This is a genomic window from Corynebacterium sp. KPL1814, assembly GCF_000478175.1.
GTDB lineage: Bacteria > Actinomycetota > Actinomycetes > Mycobacteriales > Mycobacteriaceae > Corynebacterium.
In genome coordinates, this window is record NZ_KI515776.1 from 314533 (window position 1) to 331093 (window position 16561).

At 62.6% G+C, this 16561-nt stretch carries 17 protein-coding genes; 13 read left to right on the forward strand and 4 right to left on the reverse strand.

Annotation, left to right across the window (positions count from 1 at the left end):
• The 3 genes from HMPREF1257_RS07605 to HMPREF1257_RS07615 all read left to right on the forward strand — a co-directional run bounded on the left by HMPREF1257_RS07605 (nucleotide 1) and on the right by HMPREF1257_RS07615 (nucleotide 2554).
• Nucleotides 1-597, forward strand: coding sequence for a TlpA disulfide reductase family protein (locus tag HMPREF1257_RS07605; protein WP_023025032.1), 597 nt, complete (start codon nucleotides 1-3; stop codon nucleotides 595-597).
• Complete coding sequence (locus tag HMPREF1257_RS07610; protein ID WP_023025033.1) at nucleotides 594-1295, forward strand: CoA pyrophosphatase; 702 nt, start codon at nucleotides 594-596, stop codon at nucleotides 1293-1295. Before HMPREF1257_RS07605 ends, HMPREF1257_RS07610 begins: the two co-directional genes overlap by 4 nt.
• A gap of 62 nt (nucleotides 1296-1357) precedes the next feature.
• Nucleotides 1358-2554: a MarP family serine protease gene (locus tag HMPREF1257_RS07615; protein WP_023031214.1), complete on the forward strand. Its 1197-nt coding sequence runs from the start codon at nucleotides 1358-1360 to the stop codon at nucleotides 2552-2554.
• Nucleotides 2555-2608: 54 nt separating this feature from the next.
• Here HMPREF1257_RS07615 and HMPREF1257_RS07620 read toward each other — a convergent pair whose 3' ends face one another.
• Together HMPREF1257_RS07620 and HMPREF1257_RS07625 are read right to left on the reverse strand one after the other, a co-directional pair.
• On the reverse strand, nucleotides 2609-3517 hold the full coding sequence (locus HMPREF1257_RS07620; RefSeq protein ID WP_023025035.1) for an alpha/beta fold hydrolase: 909 nt from the start codon (nucleotides 3515-3517) through the stop codon (nucleotides 2609-2611).
• A 78-nt stretch (nucleotides 3518-3595) separates the two neighbouring features.
• A complete protein-coding gene (locus HMPREF1257_RS07625) occupies nucleotides 3596-4099 on the reverse strand; it encodes a phage holin family protein (RefSeq protein ID WP_023025036.1) in 504 nt (167 codons plus the stop codon).
• A 126-nt stretch (nucleotides 4100-4225) separates the two neighbouring features.
• Between HMPREF1257_RS07625 and HMPREF1257_RS07630 the strand changes: the two genes are divergently transcribed.
• The 8 genes from HMPREF1257_RS07630 to HMPREF1257_RS07665 all read left to right on the forward strand — a co-directional run bounded on the left by HMPREF1257_RS07630 (nucleotide 4226) and on the right by HMPREF1257_RS07665 (nucleotide 9877).
• Nucleotides 4226-4942, forward strand: a complete 717-nt coding sequence (locus HMPREF1257_RS07630) for a hypothetical protein (protein ID WP_023025037.1) — start codon at nucleotides 4226-4228, stop codon at nucleotides 4940-4942.
• Between the two features lie 347 nt (nucleotides 4943-5289).
• Nucleotides 5290-6360 (forward strand): septum site-determining protein Ssd, encoded by a 1071-nt coding sequence (ssd, locus tag HMPREF1257_RS07635; RefSeq protein ID WP_034659464.1) that lies wholly within the window; start codon nucleotides 5290-5292, stop codon nucleotides 6358-6360.
• Nucleotides 6357-7559 carry a TadA family conjugal transfer-associated ATPase gene (locus tag HMPREF1257_RS07640; RefSeq protein ID WP_023025039.1) on the forward strand — a complete coding sequence of 401 codons (1203 nt, stop codon included), beginning with the start codon at nucleotides 6357-6359 and terminating at the stop codon, nucleotides 7557-7559. The genes ssd and HMPREF1257_RS07640 overlap by 4 nt, the downstream gene beginning before the upstream one ends.
• Nucleotides 7552-8331 (forward strand): type II secretion system F family protein, encoded by a 780-nt coding sequence (locus tag HMPREF1257_RS07645; RefSeq protein WP_023025040.1) that lies wholly within the window; start codon nucleotides 7552-7554, stop codon nucleotides 8329-8331. Before HMPREF1257_RS07640 ends, HMPREF1257_RS07645 begins: the two co-directional genes overlap by 8 nt.
• On the forward strand, nucleotides 8328-8951 hold the full coding sequence (locus HMPREF1257_RS07650; protein WP_023027953.1) for a type II secretion system F family protein: 624 nt from the start codon (nucleotides 8328-8330) through the stop codon (nucleotides 8949-8951). Before HMPREF1257_RS07645 ends, HMPREF1257_RS07650 begins: the two co-directional genes overlap by 4 nt.
• Nucleotides 8952-9009: 58 nt before the next feature.
• A complete protein-coding gene (locus HMPREF1257_RS07655; RefSeq protein WP_005276515.1) occupies nucleotides 9010-9213 on the forward strand; it encodes a DUF4244 domain-containing protein in 204 nt (67 codons plus the stop codon).
• 33 nt (nucleotides 9214-9246) lie between these two features.
• Entirely contained in the window at nucleotides 9247-9561 is a 315-nt protein-coding gene (locus HMPREF1257_RS07660; RefSeq protein ID WP_023025042.1) for a hypothetical protein, read from the forward strand.
• Complete coding sequence (locus HMPREF1257_RS07665) at nucleotides 9554-9877, forward strand: Rv3654c family TadE-like protein (RefSeq protein ID WP_023025043.1); 324 nt, start codon at nucleotides 9554-9556, stop codon at nucleotides 9875-9877. Before HMPREF1257_RS07660 ends, HMPREF1257_RS07665 begins: the two co-directional genes overlap by 8 nt.
• Here HMPREF1257_RS07665 and HMPREF1257_RS07670 read toward each other — a convergent pair.
• On the reverse strand, nucleotides 9874-12246 hold the full coding sequence (locus tag HMPREF1257_RS07670) for a DEAD/DEAH box helicase (RefSeq protein WP_023025044.1): 2373 nt from the start codon (nucleotides 12244-12246) through the stop codon (nucleotides 9874-9876). The two genes, HMPREF1257_RS07665 and HMPREF1257_RS07670, sit on opposite strands and share 4 nt — an antisense overlap.
• 181 nt (nucleotides 12247-12427) lie before the next feature.
• Here HMPREF1257_RS07670 and HMPREF1257_RS07675 point away from each other — a divergent pair, with 181 nt between their 5' ends.
• On the forward strand, nucleotides 12428-12631 hold the full coding sequence (locus HMPREF1257_RS07675; protein WP_023025045.1) for a cold-shock protein: 204 nt from the start codon (nucleotides 12428-12430) through the stop codon (nucleotides 12629-12631).
• Nucleotides 12632-12654: 23 nt separating this feature from the next.
• Here HMPREF1257_RS07675 and HMPREF1257_RS07680 read toward each other — a convergent pair whose 3' ends face one another.
• Complete coding sequence (locus HMPREF1257_RS07680; RefSeq protein ID WP_023025046.1) at nucleotides 12655-13284, reverse strand: DedA family protein; 630 nt, start codon at nucleotides 13282-13284, stop codon at nucleotides 12655-12657.
• 246 nt (nucleotides 13285-13530) lie between these two features.
• Here HMPREF1257_RS07680 and topA point away from each other — a divergent pair, with 246 nt between their 5' ends.
• Nucleotides 13531-16536 (forward strand): type I DNA topoisomerase, encoded by a 3006-nt coding sequence (gene topA / locus HMPREF1257_RS07685; RefSeq protein WP_023025047.1) that lies wholly within the window; start codon nucleotides 13531-13533, stop codon nucleotides 16534-16536.
• Nucleotides 16537-16561 lie beyond the last annotated feature (25 nt).

A 16561-nucleotide genomic window follows, 5' to 3' on the forward strand; every position in this document is an offset into this window, starting at 1 on the left:
ATGAAAAAATACGTCTTCGGCACCGTCATTGCGGCCATTGTCATCGCAGCCCTCGTGGTGGTGGGGGTCATGCAGCTGCGTGGGGATGACAACGGCACGGGCGATTCGGCGCAGGCCCCTGGCGCGGGATCGGAATCGGGCTCGGCGGGTTACCAGGACGTGGCCGAGCGCCCAGATTGCCCCGCGGGGCCCATCGCCGGAGTGGAACTGGAATGCTTGGGCGGCGATGATGCACGCGAAGGGGACAAGGCGGATGAAGGCATTACCATCGCCAATGTGTGGGCATGGTGGTGCGAGCCGTGCCGCGCGGAATTGCCCCACCTGGACGAGGTGGCAAAGTCTCACCCTGACTGGAAGGTCATTGGGGTGCACGCGGATAAAAACGCCGCCAACGGGGCTGCCTTTCTCAACGATGTGGGAGTAGACCTGCCGAGCTTCCAAGATCCGGATAATAGCTTCGCGGGCACGCTGGGACTGCCGGGCGTGGTTCCCGTGACCGTGATTCTCCGCGATGGGGAAGTGGTTAAGCAGGCAGCCCAGCCGTTTACCTCGGCGGCCGAAATCGAAAAAACGGTTGAGGAGGCGCTCGCCGGATGAGTGAATTATGGCCCGAGTACGCACCCGAGTGGATAAAACCCGCGCTGGGCGTCGATCCGAGTCAGGTGCAGGAACTTATTGGGCAGCGGCAAGCATCGCAGCTCAATGGCTCAGAGGAAGAGGTGCCAACCAAGCGGGAAGCCGCGGTGCTGATGCTGCTTAGCGGGAACAGTGTGGAGGATGGCGAAATTTTGCTTACGCACCGCTCGCCGTCCCTGCGCTCGCATTCCGGTCAGATTGCCTTTCCTGGCGGCCGGCGGGATCCGGGTGATACCTCGCTGGTAGATACCGCCCTGCGGGAGGCGTGGGAGGAAACCGATCTGCAGCGCCACACGGTCACGCCCTTAGAGCAGTGGGAACAGCTGCACATTCGCGCCACGGGGAATCCGGTAAGCCCCATCCTGGCCCATTGGAACCAGCCGGGCGAAGTCTATCCCGCTAGCCCGGCGGAGACCGATGATGTGTTCTTCGTCCCGCTCGGGGAGCTCATTGACCCCCGCAACCGCCTGCTGGTGGGCTTCAAGCGGTGGCAAGGGCCGGCGTTTTATGCCAATGATTACGTGATTTGGGGCTTTACCGCCGGAGTACTGGCAGCATTATTGGATCATTCTGGGTGGAGCGTACCGTGGAATAATAATTCGGTCATAGACCTGCGTGACACCCTCAAAAAGTCCCGCAATAATGAGAAGATGTTCTAATTGCCCGCGCGTTTAAGCTGCCGGGGAACGCACGAGATTTCGATCGAGAAAGAACCAAAGCCATGACTGCTGCGCTCGTTGTTGACGGCCTGATTGTGCTTGCCGTATTAGCAGCATTGCTAAGCGGTTGGCGCAATGGTGCGCTCGCCGCGGTGCTCTCCGCCATTGGCGTGGGCGCGGGCCTCGTGGTGGGCATCGCCGTAGCACCCAGCGTATTGCGCACAGTGGAGGAGCCTTCGCTGCGCCTGCTCCTGCTCGTGGGCATCCTAGTTTTGCTGGTGGGTATTGGGCAGATCATTGGTTCCTCCTTGGGTACCAGCATGCGCGATCACATGAAGGCGCGCACCACCCAGCGGATAGATTCGCTATTCGGCGCGGTCTTTCAGTCCTTCATCGCGCTCATCGTCATCTGGATGATTTCCATTCCCGTGGCCACCAATTTGGGCGGATCCGCGGGGCAGGGGCTGCGCGATTCCCGCATCCTGAGCAACCTCAACGCGGCCGCCCCGACGCGCCTGGCTTCCCTTCCCAATGGCGTGGCGGCGTTGCTCAATGAATCGGGGCTTCCGCCCTTGGTCTCGCCGTGGGAAAATTCCATCAGCGGCAAGGACGTTGAGGACCCCGCCCCAGACGTGCAGGATCCAGAGCTGGTGCGCAGCATCCGCCCGTCCATCATTCATGTGCTTGGCGATGCCGAAGAGTGCTCCCGCCGCCTCATGGGTTCCGGTTTCGTGGTGGACAATGACTATGTGGTCACCAATGCCCACGTGGTGGCCGGCACCCAAACGGTGAGGTTGGATACGAAGCTGGGGCTGAAAGACGCCTCGGTGGTCTACTACAACCCAGAGGTCGATATCGCCGTCTTGCACGCGCCGGATCTGGGCATCCAGCCCCTGCCGTGGGCGCAGCAGCCGGCCCAGACCGGCGACGACGCCATGGTCATGGGCTTCCCACACTCAGGCCCCTTTAATGCGGAAATGGCCCGCGTGCGCGATCGCATCACCATCGCCGGGCCAGATATCTACTCCCAAGGCAGGTTAGAGCGCGATTCCTATACGGTGCGCGGCAATATCCAACAGGGCAATTCTGGCGGCCCCCTAATCAATACCGCGGGTGAGGTCTTGGGCGTTATCTTCGGTGCCTCAGTGGATGATTCTGAGACCGGATACGCGCTGACCGCAGACGAGGTCATCGGCCACATTGGGGATGTCACCCAATTGAAGCGCCCAGTAGAAACGGGCGAGTGCGTGGCGCACTAGCTTTCGTACTAGATCCGCGTAGGGCTATCCGTCCTACGCGCCCCACGCGCCGTCCTACGCGCCCAGCCACCGGCGCAGCTCGTCGACGAACCGTTCGGGGGCCTCGAGGAAGGGCAGGTTCTTGGCACCTGGAATCGAGGTGGCACTAAATCCGGCGCGGGCGCGGAGGGCGGCTCGCTGGATGACGGGGTTCCACAAGCGCTGCTGGGCGTGGATGAAAAGGACGGGGCGTTTTACGCTTAATTCGGACCAGTTCAAGGGCACCACGGCGGTGCGCATCCGATGATTCCACAGGATGCCGCGGCGCACCTTGCCAATCTGGGAGGCGCGCAGGCGCAGGGCAAGGATGGACTCTAGGGTGGCATCGGCAAGCGCGGGCCCCGTATCCAGGCTGAGCTCCTTGCGGTAGGCCCGGGGACTGAGCAGCAAGGTATTCGCGCGCGTGACCTTTGGCAGGTGGCAGAGGAGGGAACGCAGGATTATCCACCCAAAGTCCCAGGGGCGGGCGGCGATGGCGCGGCGGATATCCACGGGGTGCGCGGCCGAGACGGAGACTAGGCCGCGGACGCGGTTGGGGCGCTCGGCGGCCAGGCACCACGCCACCGCGCCACCGGTATCGGCGCCGACGATATAGGCATCATCGTGGCCCAATGCTTGGATGAGGCCATCCAGATCCCCGACCAAGGTGCGGATATCCTGGCCGGGATCGATGGGCGGCTTATCGGACATGCCAAAGCCGCGCATATCCACCGCGGCAACGTGGTACCCGCACTGGGCGAGGGGCCCGATGACCTCCTGAAAATCGAACCAGCCGCCAAAAGCGCCGTGAATAAAAACAACGAGGGGGTCGGCACTATCGCCCGCTATGGCCACGTGCAGGCGGATGCCCCGGGTGTGGACAAACTCGTGCGCAAAGGGTCCTTCCAGCTCAACCGTGGAGGGGGGCAGTGGTGCTAAGGCCATGGAGGACAAGGCGCCTTTCTATGTGTACAGAAAATCCGCCCCAGGAAAGGCTGAGGCGGATCTAATAGTGCGTGCGGTTTAGGTATACAGGCCGTGAGTGTCCTTCCGGTCCAGCGACTTCTGCGCCTTGCCCGGAATGAGGTTCTTGAGTTCCTTGGTGGAATCTATGGTCTTCTGCGGTGCCTTAACCTTCTTGACATTCTTGACGCCGAGTAGGGCGAGGGCACCGGCCGCCACGATCATCACGAGGAAGACGATCAAGAAGGCAGCCCAGCGGTCCAGCCAGAGGGCGAGGAGCTCAGCGAGAAAGAAGAAAAAGAAGAAGGAGCTGTACAGCGCGATGGTGCCCGCTGCGCCGAAGAAGCCGGCGCCAATGCCGCCCTTCTTGGCGGACTCCGCCAGCTCCGTCTTGGCGAGCTCTACCTCAGAGCGCACGAGCTGGGACATCTGCTCGGTGGCATTGGAGACCAACTTGCCGATGGAGGTTTCGGAGGACGATGCATCAACATCGCTCAAAGGAATCGAATTAACCTTTGGTGCGAATTGATCGGTGCCGTCAGTAAATAATCCATCGTTGCTCACGATTAATTCTCCTCGTTTTCATCTAAACCTTGTAACGGCCCCAATGATAATAGATACAGCGCGGTTTTATGGTGCCGCGCCAACGATAGGGGGCCTTCGGGGCTCGGGGCGTCTAGGGCTATCCTAATGTATATGCCAGAAAATGACGCGTTATCCCCGCTATTTCGCCTCCCGGGGGTGAAAGAAGGTGCGGAAAAGGCCGCGGCTGCCATCGCGCGCGCCCACCGCAGGCCCGCCGGGCTGCGCAGGTATGAGGTCATCTCTGCGGAGTCCTTGATGCGCGGGGCGCGCGCCAGCGTGGCCTTGGATGGGCATTCCATCCCCCCGCATCCTGGCCCGGGTGATGTGGAAAGCGGGCCGCTCGCCGGCGCGGTCAGCGCGTATTCCGTGGTAGCACCTGAGGTGGTAGATTCCACCGTCCGCTCCTTTGCCCGCGCGCCGCTGCAGGTGCTCGCGCGCATCGACGTTGCGGCCGGCGGCAACGGGATCCCCAGCGGCGATAGCGCGCGCTTGCAGGGCCTGGCGCGCCTGATTGCGCAGGGCAGCGGCCCCGCATTCCGCGATCTTTTGCCGAGCGTCGTGCACGCCGAAATCGCGGCAGGCGAATTCTTTGGCCCGCGCAGCGGCGTGGTGGCGCGGGTTGCGGCCCGCCTGGCCGCCATACACACCGGCTTTGATCCTCGCGGGTTCGCCGTGCCAGAGGTGTATTTCCACCGCCATTCCACGGCCTACCACGAGTGCCGCGCGAACTACCGCGACAGCCCCGGTGAGGTGGTACTTTTCCACCTTTCCGCTTGGGAGGTAGGCGGCAAAGAAGCCGATGCCATCGCCCGCGCGGCCTAACCGTACGCCCGTATCCGGTAGGCGGTGAACATCCATTCGGTGCTGGTCAGCGCCGTGCAGGTAGATAATTTTTCTTAGCTGTTGTGATCGGGTAATGAACGTGTCATAATAAGCGGTGCAAGGCCCCGATATACAGTGTGGCCTGCCCCGGCTCGCCCCCCGAGGCCGGGTTACTGACGGCCCGCGCACCCCCCGATGCGCGGGCCGTCACCTATATCTACGGTTATCCACAAGGCTTAGTTGAAAATGCAACTAACTGAGCGCTAGGTGGTGCCTTTCGCGCATTTATCCACAGACGGGAAGTTCCATCCCTAGTGTAGGTGGAGCGGGTGCTTCAGGCTAGGGGCATGAATACAGCACAGTCTCGCTCCACCATCGTCGTTGCCATAGGCGAGGAAGCCTTGCGCGCCGAGGCGGTTCATGCCGCTGCGGCGACCAGCCACGAGGTCATTGCGGTCGCCGATCCTCGCGATATTCCGCGCAGCCTCGCCGGGGCTTATACGGTCTTGGTCGATGCGCTCATGGCGCGCGTCCTCGCCTCCGCACAAGCCGCACAGACCGCGCCCGCCCCGGTGCTTTTCCTCGCCGCGGATCCGGGGCCCATCGATTATGAGGCAGCGCTTGCCTGCCATGCGGACCGCGCTTTCATTATCCCCGCGGAGATTAAGGACCTGCTGGCGGCAATCGCCCAGGCCGCGCACCCGCCAGAAGATCGCCCCGGTACCGCCACCATCGCGGTGGTGGGCGCCAGTGGTGGGGTAGGAGCCTCTACCTTTGCAGCAGCCTTGGCGCGATCTCACTGCACGGCGGGCGAGCAGACGAGGGCGCTGCTTATCGATGCCACCGCGCACTCCGGCGGGCTCGATCTCCTCCTCGGCGTGGAAACCGCGCCAGGTGCCCGCTGGCCGGAGCTCAATATTGGCGATGGCAGCATCGATGCCGCAGATCTTTACCGCGCCTTGCCTTCTACCGCTGATGACATAGCGGTGCTATCCGCGGCGCGCAGCACGGTGAAAGATACCTTCAGGCTAGATGCCACGCTCTTGGCGGCAGTGACGTCTGCCGCGCACGCGGGCGAGGGCCTGTGCGTTGTGGATTGTACGGCGGAAAATATCCCGGCTGCCTGCACGCACGTGGTGTTGGTGGTGGCCGCGGAGGTGCGCTCGGCAGCGGTGGCCGCACAACTCATACTGCGACTGGATGCGGCGCGGCGCGACATCGTGGTGGTGCTGCGCCAACGGCAGTGGGCGGCTCTCAGCGCACCCGAGGTAGAAGACATTATTCATCACCGGGTCAGTGCCCAATTGCCCACCGTGCGCGGGCTGACCCGCAGCATCGAGATCGGTGGACTCCCAGCCCGGCTTCCCGCAGCCCTTGCCAAGACCGCCCGTGCGGTGCGCGAGGAGGTAGGGGTATGAGCGCGGCGATGGATAGCTCGGCCGAAACCATGGAAAAGACCATGGAGAAGATGCAGCGGCTCATTGCCGCCGAGCCGGACTTGGTGCACGACGCCTCTAGCTTGGCCCGGCGGATCCGCGAGGAAGCAGGGGTTATCAGTGACGTCGCCGTGGTGGATCTGCTCCGGCGCCTGCGCCAAGATGCCACCGGCATGGGGCCACTGGATGCCTTATTGACCCGGCAGGGCGTGACCGATGTAGTGGTCAACGGGCCTGAACACGTCTTTATGGACCGCGGTGAGGGGCTAGAGCGCAGCGATATTACCTTTCGCAACGATGGGGAGGTGCGCCAGCTTGCCTCCCGCCTGGCCGCGGCCTCAGGCACGCGGCTTGATGATGCCCAGCCTTTTGCCGATGGCCGCGTCACGCGCCCCGATGGCGTCGTGCTCCGCGTGCATGCCCTTTTAAGCCCACCCGCAGTGGGCGGGACGTGCATTAGCCTGCGCGTATTGCGGCAGGCGCAGACCACCCTGCCGCAGTTGGTGGCCAATGGCACCGTGTCGGAGGACATCGGCCAGCTGCTTGCTGCGATGGTGAAAAAGCGAGTGTCCTTCCTCGTCATTGGCGGCACCGGTTCCGGCAAGACGACGCTGCTTTCGGCGCTATTGGGGACCGTATCCGAGCGCGAGCGCATCGTGGTCATCGAAGATACGGCGGAGCTTTCACCTCATCACCCGCATTGCGTGAGCATCGTCTCGCGCCGGGCAAACGCCGAAGGCAGCGGGGAAATCACCATGGCGCAATTGCTGCGGCAAGCGCTGCGCATGCGCCCAGACCGCATCGTCGTCGGCGAGATTCGCGGCCCAGAGGTAGTCGATCTTCTCGCCGCGCTGAATACGGGACACGATGGTGGCGCGGGCACCTTGCACGCCAATTCCCTCTTTGAAGTGCCCGCCCGCATGGAGGCTCTCGGCGCGCTCGGCGGCCTGGACCGCAGCGCCCTGCACTCGCAATTGGCGGCCGCCGTCAACGTGGTGCTCACGATGGAGCGCACGCCACACGGCCGGCGCCTGGCCCATATCGGCGTCTTAGAGGGCAATCCGGTCACCCCGCGCATTGTCTGGAACGCAACCGAGGGTCCCGCGCCTGGATTTGCGGAATTCTCGGCCTCGCTGCTGGAGGAACCGTTTGAAGAAACAGGGGGTCAGGCGGATGCTTAGCTTCTTATTGCTCGCCGCAGCCCTCTTGCTGTCTGCGCCCTCGAGCGCATCCCGCATTGCTGGCAAGGGTAGCCGGATAAAGGCCAGCTCTTTGCTCATTTTGGGTGCCGTATTCTGCGGCAGCTTGGTCTTCTTCTCGGTCGGGCGGATGAGCATTGCGGTCGCGGCGGCGATCATCGCATGGTGCGTGTCGTGGTATATCAAGGACATCATGGCCACCCGCACGCGCCGGCGCGGCCGCGAAGCCCTAGCCGGATACTTCGGGGTCGTCACCGCTGACCTGCGCGCCGGGGCGACCCTGGCGAGCGCGCTATCGCGCGGGGCGGAGTCCCTTCCCTCGACGACGCCGCGGGATATGAGCGCGGCCTTAGAATCCACCGCTACCGCCGCTGCGCGCGGTGCGCCCCCACACGTGGCGCTCTCTGGCGCCCATGCGGATGCGGAACTTACCCGGCTGGGCCACCTGCTCGAATTATCCACACAGCACGGCATCGCGGTAGCAAGCCTCTTTGAGCAGGCCCAAAGCCGAATGGATGCGCTGCGTCGCCACCACCAATCCACAGCGGCCGGGCTGCAGGGACCCCAAGCTACGGCGACGGTCTTGGCCTGCCTTCCCATTGCGGGCATCGCCATGGGCGGGGCGATGGGGGCCAATTCGCTGGGCTTCTTGCTCGGCGGGGGATTAGGCGGAATCCTGCTGGTCATCGGGGTGGGGCTTGCCTGCGGCGGCTTTGCCTGGTCCCGCGTCATCATCAGGAAGGCGGCACCGTGATGGCCTTTATCTGCTTAGCGCTGGCCGTGCTGGTTGGGTTGCCGGCCACCAAGGGGCGGCTGGGACCGGCTACCGCACAGAACTCAGCACAGCACACGGCGAAGACCCCGCGCGCCGGCCCAAGAAAGCTCAATGGCGCAACAGTGCGCGGGGGATTGATGAGCAAACTCCAGCCTTCTACCACCGTGGATCCACTCCTCGTGGCCGGGGATATCGAGCTTTTCGCAGCTTGCCTGAGTGCGGGCCTGACGGTGCACGCCGCTGCTACGGCAGTCGCGCGCACGGCAGAGGCCGATACCCAGCACCTGTGGGAGACGGTATCCGCGCTCCTAGGAGTTGGCGTGCCCACGGAATCTGCATGGGACCACATGAAGGGCCATGCGGGATTGGAGGACGTGGCGGGGCTTGTCATCTTATCGGGCCAGTCCGGCGCCACCATAGCCGCCGGATGCACGCGAATCTGTACTTCTTTGCGCGCCGAAGCATCTGCTCACGCTACGGCTAAAGCAGAGCGCGCAGGAGTATTTATTGCCCTCCCGCTGGCGGTGTGCTTCCTGCCAGCATTCATCGTTCTAGGCCTCGCGCCCGTAGTGATTAGCTTGGGCGCGCAGCTTTTCTAGATGCACCATTTTTCACTTCTACTCAACCACCACACCTTTTAAGAAAGGACTCTCCATTATGTCTGCACTATTTATTAAGTACTCCCAGCTCACCCGCGCCCTCGTCCGCAACGATGAGGGGATGAGCACCATTGAATACGCCATGGGATCGCTTGCGGCTGCGGCACTTGCCGGCGTGCTGTACATGGTTATCAACGGCGGCGGCGTGGTCGATGCCATCGAGGGAATTATCACCGATGCGCTATCGAATACCCCGAGCTAACCGGGCGCACTAGAACACAAGAAAGGAGGAATCATGCGCACGGTAGTCGATGACGATGGTTCGGTGACCATCGAAGCCGCCCTGGCATTAAGCTCCCTCGTCCTCGTGGCGGCGGGCATCATCGGTGCGATCGCGACGATGGCGTCCTATATCGCGGCGGTGGATATGGCGGGCGCGGCGGCTAGGTCGCACGCCATCGGCGTCGAGTACCAACCGGCCCGCGAGGATGCCCGGGTAAGCGTGCAGGAAAGCGCGGGGCTTATCAGGGCATCGGTAAGCGTCGATGCTCCCATCGGCACCATGAGCGCGGAGGCGGTCTTTCCCGTGGAGGTGGCCGGCAATGACTAGCAGGCTCCGCGGCGAGGATGGATACGCCACCATCGCAGCCACCGGAATCATCGTCGCCATTGTCAGCTTATTGCTGGTCATCGCGGCGGTGGGATCTCGTGTGACCGCGCGCCATGAAGCGCAGGTGGCCGCGGACCTTGCCGCTGTAGCCGGCGCGTGGGCCTTAGCCACCGGCAAGGATGCATGTGCGGCCGCAGAAAGCACCGCGCGGGATAACGGCGCGAGCCTCGAGGAATGCACAGAAAATGTACCCGATATCATCGCCGTTGCCGCGGTGCGCGGCCAGAGCGCCAAGGCCAAGGCGGGCCCAGTCTAAACCGCGGCATCCTGCGTCATGGTGACGAGCGCGCCGAGCAGCTTGATGGCGCCGTCCTTGCTCAGAGGATTATTGCCGTTGCCGCACTTGGGCGATTGCACGCACGATGGGCACCCGGCCTCGCACGGGCAGGAGCGCACCGCCTCAAAGGTGGCCGCGATCCACTCGGGGAAGCGGCGGAATCCCTCTTCGGCAAACCCGGCGCCACCGGGGTGGCCGTCGTAAACAAAGATGGTGGGAAGCTGTGTATCCGCGTGCAGGGCGGTGGATACGCCGCCGATATCCCAGCGGTCGCAGGTGGCGATAAGCGGCAGCAGGCCAATGGCGGCATGTTCGGCCGCATGCAGGGTGCCGGGGATATCGGCGGCGGTAATGCCCATCGCAGAAAGCGCCAGCGGGTCGATGGTATAGGCCACGGCGCGGGTGGTCAGCCGCTGTTCGGGGAGATCGAGGGGGATATCGTCGCCGATGGTGCCATCGGCAAGCCGCACCTGATAGCCGGTGACGCGGTCGGTGACCTCGACCTCCACGTCCGCCACCCACAGGCCTGGGGAGTAATTGACCAGGTTATCGGCCTCGCGCACGATGCGAATATCTGTCGTGGAGCGCGGGGTGGTCGAATACTCGGGGGTTTCCGGGCGGGCAAGCGCCACATAATCGGCCAGGAGGAGTTCCTCGATGACAAAGCTTTCGCCCTGGTGCAGGTAGACCGCGCCGGGGTGGACCTGGCTGGTCGCGCGGGCTGCATCGATGGTGCCCAAAAGACGCCCATCGGAGGCATCCACGATCATGACCTCCTCGCCTGATCCGCCGCGCAGCGATACCGCTGAGTGGGCGGTTTCCGGAGAGAGCTCCTCCGCGCTGGAAGCGGGAATGGGCACGGCAAACCATCCGCGCTCGCGGCGGCGCACGAGGCCTTGCTCCGCAAGCTGGTGGATGACCTCGCTGGCACCCCACTCAGCAATGGTGGCATCATCCAGCGGTTTCTCCACCGCCGCGCAGTAGAGATGACCAAAGAGGATGTAGGGGTTCGTGGGGTTAAAGACGCTCGCTTCCACCGGCTTGCCCAATAGCGCATCGGGGTGGTGCACCAGGTAGGTATCCATGGGTTCATCGCGGGCGACGAGCACCACGAGCGAACCTTGCCCGCGGCGGCCCGCGCGCCCGGCCTGCTGCCAAAAACTGGCCACCGTGCCCGGAAAACCAGCGGTGACCACGGCATCGAGCCCGCCGACGTCGATGCCCAGCTCGAGGGCGGAGGTGGTGGCGACGCCTAAGAGAGAGGCATCGTCAAGCGCCTGCTCCAACCGGCGGCGGTCCTCGGCTAAGTAACCTGCGCGGTAGGCGGCGATGCGCTGCGCGAAATCCGGCCGGCCCAAGCTACCGGAGAGGGTCTCGGCGGCTACCATCGCCACGACCTCGGCGGAGCGGCGGGAGCGCACAAAGGTCATGGTCCGGGCGCCTTCCGCGATGAAGGTCGCCATCATCTCGGCTGCCTCGGTGGTGGCCGCGCGCCGGACGGGGGCGCCGTGCTCGCCCTCCGCGCCCTCCAGGAATCCAGGCTCCCAGAGCGCGACCGTGCGCGCGCCGGTGGGGGCGGAATCCTCAGTAATCGCATGCGCCGGGCGGCCGGTGAGGCGCTCGGCATGCCGCGCCGGATCATTCATGGTTGCGGAGGCATAAATGATGGTGGGCTGCGATCCATAATGCCGGCACAGACGGAGCAGGCGGCGCACCACCAGGGCCACATTGGCACCGAATACGCCCCGGTAGGAATGGCATTCATCGATGACAATGAACTCCAGGTGGCGCAGCACCCGCGCCCACCGCGCGTGCGCGGCCAGCATGGACATGTGCACCATATCGGGATTGGAAAACACCAAGCGCGAATGCTCGCGCACGCCCGCCCGCGACTCCTGGGGCGTATCGCCGTCATAGGGCGCGGGCACCACGTTCTTGAGCTCCGGAATCCCGCGGCACAGCTCGAGCGCGGACTGCAGCTGGTCCGATCCCAGGGCCTTGGTGGGGGTGAGGTAGAGCGCGCACGCGGTCTGATCCTCTGCCAACCGGGTGAGGATGGGCAGCTGGTAGCCCAGGGATTTTCCGGACGAGGTGCCGGTGGAAATTACCGCGTCGCGGCCCTGCCACGCGCATTCGGCGAGCTCGGCCTGGTGCGCATAGAGCTTGCCGATGCCCCCATCTACCACCTTCTCCTTCAACCCCGGCAGCACCCACTCCGGCCAATCGGCGTAGCGGGCCCGTTGCGCCGGGAGCGTGGTGTGAAACGTCAGGGTGGACTCAGAAAGGCGCCGCTGGATGAGTTCTAGGAGCTCTTCACCAATGGGGTTATCGCCAGCCGGGTGAGACAATTTTTTACCCCCTTGTGAGTTAAATCTATCGCTTTGGCATGGAACGTGTCACACTGTTGACAGGCCAATGTTGTCTTGGTGCGGTTTTATACTTCACGGTACTGCTCGAGGACCCATTTACCGAATAACTACCGGCGCGGTTTTCCGCGCTACCTCTTTAAGAAAAGGAACTCAGTTCACCATGACACAAGGAACCGTTAAGTGGTTTAACTCCGAAAAGGGATACGGCTTCATCGAGCGCGAGGACGGCGGCGGAGACATCTTCGTGCACCACTCCGAAATTCAGGGCAGCGGCTTCCGCACCTTGGAAGAAAACCAGAAGGTCAGCTTCGAGGTTGGATCCGGCCCGAAGGGCGACCAGGCGCAGGCCGTTTCCATCCTCTAAAGCCTTTTAGGGTTTTAAGCGCCCTAGGGCGTTTCGGCGTAGCCGCGGCGGGTATCCCACCACTCCATGATGCTGTTTTGGGCCTTTTGCAGTCCCAAGCCGATGAATACGGCGGCGATAATGCTGATAACCATCGCAAACAGTGGGGTATCGGAGAACGCCAAGCCGCCCACATAACCAATGGCCAAGGCTTGGAATGCCCAGAGCATCACGCCAATGGTGTCGAAGAAAAGGAAGACCGGCCAGGGAAAGCGCATTGACCCCAGTAAAATGGTCATAAAGAGCCTTGCTGAGGGGATAAAGCGCGCAATGATAATGGCCGCGCCACCGCCGCGGCGCATATTGCGTTTTACCCAGGTGAGGGCCTCGTAGGCCTTCGTTCCTTTCTGAATGCGGTTAAGCAGTGGCATAAACCGCGTGCCCAGCAAAAAGCACAGGTTATCGCCCAACATGGCGGCTACGAGCGCCGCAAAGAACATGGTGGGCAGGTGCGGAAATCCCTGCGAGCCGGCCCAGGCGCCGGCCATATTCAGCGGGATTTCGGAAGGGAGCACTGGAAAGAAACAGTCCCCGAAAATGAGCAGGCCCACGATTGGATACACCCACTCCGTGCCCATGATGGCTTCAATCCACATCGTTACTGTGTCAACCATCTAATCCTCCACGGGGTGTGTTGTGGGTGTGCTATCGTCCCCAACAATGCTTTCACAGCTGCTGGACTTTCTAAAAAGGTCAGTATAGACCGGTTCGGTGGGGGTGCGAAGCGCCCCCTACAAAGCCTTTTGGTAGTACCAAGTATATGGTGCGAAGAACGGTATAAACCACCTGTGTACGCTAGGGGCGATTGCTGAAAGCGCACAAATTTTAATGTTCGCATCATCGAAAGGGATGAAGTCGAAGTGGCAGAAGCGGCCGAGCCGGGCAAAACTTTAGTGATTGTGGAGTCGGCGACTAAGGCGAAGAAGATCCAGCCGTACCTGGGAGATAACTACATCGTGGAGGCCTCCGTGGGGCATATCCGCGATCTCCCGCGGGGCGCTGCCGACGTGCCGGCGAAGTTCAAGAAAGAATCTTGGGCCCGCTTGGGTGTTAACCCGGAAGATGACTTCGCCCCGCTTTACGTCGTCAGCCCGGATAAAAAGAAAAAGGTCGCTGACCTCAAATCCAAGCTGAAGCAGTGCGATAACCTCTTGCTGGCAACAGACCCGGACCGCGAGGGCGAGGCCATTGCTTGGCACCTATTGGAGGTTTTAAAGCCCAAGGTGCCGGTGCGCCGCATGGTCTTTAATGAGATCACCAAGTCCGCCATCCTGGAGGCGGCGGAAAACACCCGCGACTTGGACTATGACCTTATCGATGCCCAAGAAACCCGTCGCATCCTCGACCGCCTCTACGGCTACGAAGTCTCCCCGGTGTTGTGGAAGAAGGTTATGCCGCGGCTTTCGGCCGGGCGCGTGCAGTCGGTGGCCACGCGGGTCATCGTCGAGCGCGAGCGCGAGCGCATGGCGTTTATCTCCGCCGATTACTGGGATTTGCTCGCCACCTTGGACGCGGGAGCTGGCAGTGGCGAGGGCCCGTCGGCCTTTGACGCGCGCCTGACCGCGGTTAATGGCAAGCGCGTGGCTTTGGGCCGCGATTTCGATGATAGCGGAAATGTGAAAACCAAGGACGTCATCGTCATTACCCAGCCGCAGGCGGAGGCCTTGGAAAAGTCCCTGCAGGGCGCGGGCATGACAGTAGCCGGGGTGGAGCACAAGCCCTATACCCGCAAGCCTTATGCGCCGTTTATGACCTCGACGCTGCAGCAGGAGGCGGGCCGGCGCCTGCACTTTACCTCGGAGCGCACGATGCGTATTGCGCAGCGCCTCTATGAAAACGGCCACATTACGTATATGCGTACGGACTCCTCTTCGCTGTCCCAGCAGGGCTTGAACGCCGCGCGCAGCTCCGCGACCAGCATTTATGGCGAAGAATACGTCTCGGATTCCCCGCGCGTCTATGACCGCCGCGTGAAGAACTCGCAGGAGGCGCACGAGGCTATCCGCCCCGCCGGTGAGTCCTTTGCCACCCCGGGCCAGCTTTCTAGCCAGCTGGATGCGGAGGAATTTAAGCTCTATGACCTAATTTGGAAGCGCACCGTGGCCTCGCAGATGGCCGATGCCAAGGGCACTTCCATGAAGGTGGCGGTCGCTGGCACCGCGAACACGGATAACGGCACCTACGACGTCGAGTTCTCTGCAACCGGCCGCACCATTACCTTCCCGGGTTTCTTGAAGGCTTACGGCGCCGACGAGGATACGAGCAAGAAGAGCGACAACCGCCTGCCACACCTGGAGGAGGGCCGCGATCTTCAGGCCGAAGAGGTTTCGGCAGAAGGTCACTCCACCAACCCGCCGGCGCGCTATACAGAGGCCAGCCTGGTGAAAAAGATGGAAGATTTGGGCATCGGGCGCCCCTCGACGTATGCCTCCATCATCAAGACTATCCAGGACCGCGGCTACGTCGTCTCGCGCGGCAACGCCCTGGTGCCTTCGTGGGTGGCCTTCGCCGTGGTGGGCCTATTGGAGGAAAACTTCACCGAGTTAGTGGATTATGACTTCACCTCGTCCATGGAAGATGAGCTGGACTCGATTGCCACCGGCACGGAGGATGGCACGGACTGGCTCAACGGCTTTTACTTTGGCAACGCTGAGGCCAACGAGCACAAGGCGGCCTCCATCGCGCGGCATGGTGGGCTGAAATCGCTTATCGATGTCAACCTCGAGGCCATCGATGCCCGCAAGGTCAACTCGCTGAAGCTCTATACCGATTCTGAGGGCCGCGAGGTCTTCGTGCGCGTCGGCCGCTACGGGCCTTATATCGAGCGCGCGATCGGCACCAATGAGGACGGCAGCGTGGAATACCAGCGCGCCAACCTCTCAGAAACCGTGACCCCAGATGGGCTGAATGAACAGCTGGCGGAAAAGCTCTTCGCCACCTCGCAGGGCGGGCGTAAGCTGGGCGAAAACCCTGAAAACGGCCGCATGGTGGTGGCTAAGGAAGGCCGGTTTGGTCCCTATGTCACCGAGGTCGTGCGCGATGATGAGCGGGAAAAGGCCGAGGCGGAGGCCTTGGAGATCGTCGCCAAGGAGCGCGCAGAAGAGGATAAGCAGCGCGCCGAGGAAGGCAAGCGCGCCAAGAATTGGGAGACCAAGACGGCCGCGAAGCAGAAGGAAAAGCGCATCAATGACTACATTGATGAGAAGCTGAAACCGGGCACGGCCTCGCTCTTTAGCTCGATGGAGCCGCTGACCGTCACGCTGGAACAGGCCCTAGAGCTGCTATCCCTGCCGCGCGAGGTGGGCGTGGACGACGGGGAGATGATCACCGCCCAAAACGGCCGTTACGGCCCATACCTGAAGAAGGGCACGGATTCGCGCTCGCTGGCTAAGGAAGAGCAGATCTTTAGCATCACCCTGGATGAGGCGCGCCGCATCTATGCAGAGCCGAAGCGTCGAGGCCGCGCAGCCGCACAGCCGCCGCTGAAGCAGCTCGGCGATAATGACGTTTCGGGCAAGCCTATGACCGTTAAGGATGGCCGCTTCGGCCCGTACGTCACGGACGGCACCACCAATGCGTCCCTGCGCCGCGGCGACGATCCGGAGCAGCTTACCGATGCCCGCGCCAACGAGCTCCTCTCCGAGCGCCGCGCCAAAGAGGCCTCTGGGGAGACGAAGAAGAAGTCCACGAAGAAGTCTTCTAAGAAGAGCACAAAGAAGTCGACCAAGAAATCGACGAAGAAGGCAACCAAGAAGTCCAGCAAGAAGGCCACTAAGAAGGGCACGAAGAAGGCGGCTAAGAAATCTAGCTCGAAGCCTTCGCCCGGCACGAAGAACGTGGTTAAGGCCGGCTCGCGGAAGAAATAAGCGCAGAAATAAGTAAGGTGGCGGG

Coding starts and splice junctions, on each gene's coding strand:
- HMPREF1257_RS07605 (WP_023025032.1), top strand. CDS start 1: ATGAAAAAATACGTCTTCGGCACCGTCATTGCGGCCATTGTCATCGCA.
- HMPREF1257_RS07610 (WP_023025033.1), top strand. CDS start 594: ATGAGTGAATTATGGCCCGAGTACGCACCCGAGTGGATAAAACCCGCG.
- HMPREF1257_RS07615 (WP_023031214.1), top strand. CDS start 1,358: ATGACTGCTGCGCTCGTTGTTGACGGCCTGATTGTGCTTGCCGTATTA.
- HMPREF1257_RS07620 (WP_023025035.1), bottom strand. CDS start 3,517: ATGGCCTTAGCACCACTGCCCCCCTCCACGGTTGAGCTGGAAGGACCC.
- HMPREF1257_RS07630 (WP_023025037.1), top strand. CDS start 4,226: ATGTATATGCCAGAAAATGACGCGTTATCCCCGCTATTTCGCCTCCCG.
- ssd (WP_034659464.1), top strand. CDS start 5,290: ATGAATACAGCACAGTCTCGCTCCACCATCGTCGTTGCCATAGGCGAG.
- HMPREF1257_RS07640 (WP_023025039.1), top strand. CDS start 6,357: ATGAGCGCGGCGATGGATAGCTCGGCCGAAACCATGGAAAAGACCATG.
- HMPREF1257_RS07645 (WP_023025040.1), top strand. CDS start 7,552: ATGCTTAGCTTCTTATTGCTCGCCGCAGCCCTCTTGCTGTCTGCGCCC.
- HMPREF1257_RS07655 (WP_005276515.1), top strand. CDS start 9,010: ATGTCTGCACTATTTATTAAGTACTCCCAGCTCACCCGCGCCCTCGTC.
- HMPREF1257_RS07660 (WP_023025042.1), top strand. CDS start 9,247: ATGCGCACGGTAGTCGATGACGATGGTTCGGTGACCATCGAAGCCGCC.
- HMPREF1257_RS07665 (WP_023025043.1), top strand. CDS start 9,554: ATGACTAGCAGGCTCCGCGGCGAGGATGGATACGCCACCATCGCAGCC.
- HMPREF1257_RS07675 (WP_023025045.1), top strand. CDS start 12,428: ATGACACAAGGAACCGTTAAGTGGTTTAACTCCGAAAAGGGATACGGC.
- HMPREF1257_RS07680 (WP_023025046.1), bottom strand. CDS start 13,284: ATGGTTGACACAGTAACGATGTGGATTGAAGCCATCATGGGCACGGAG.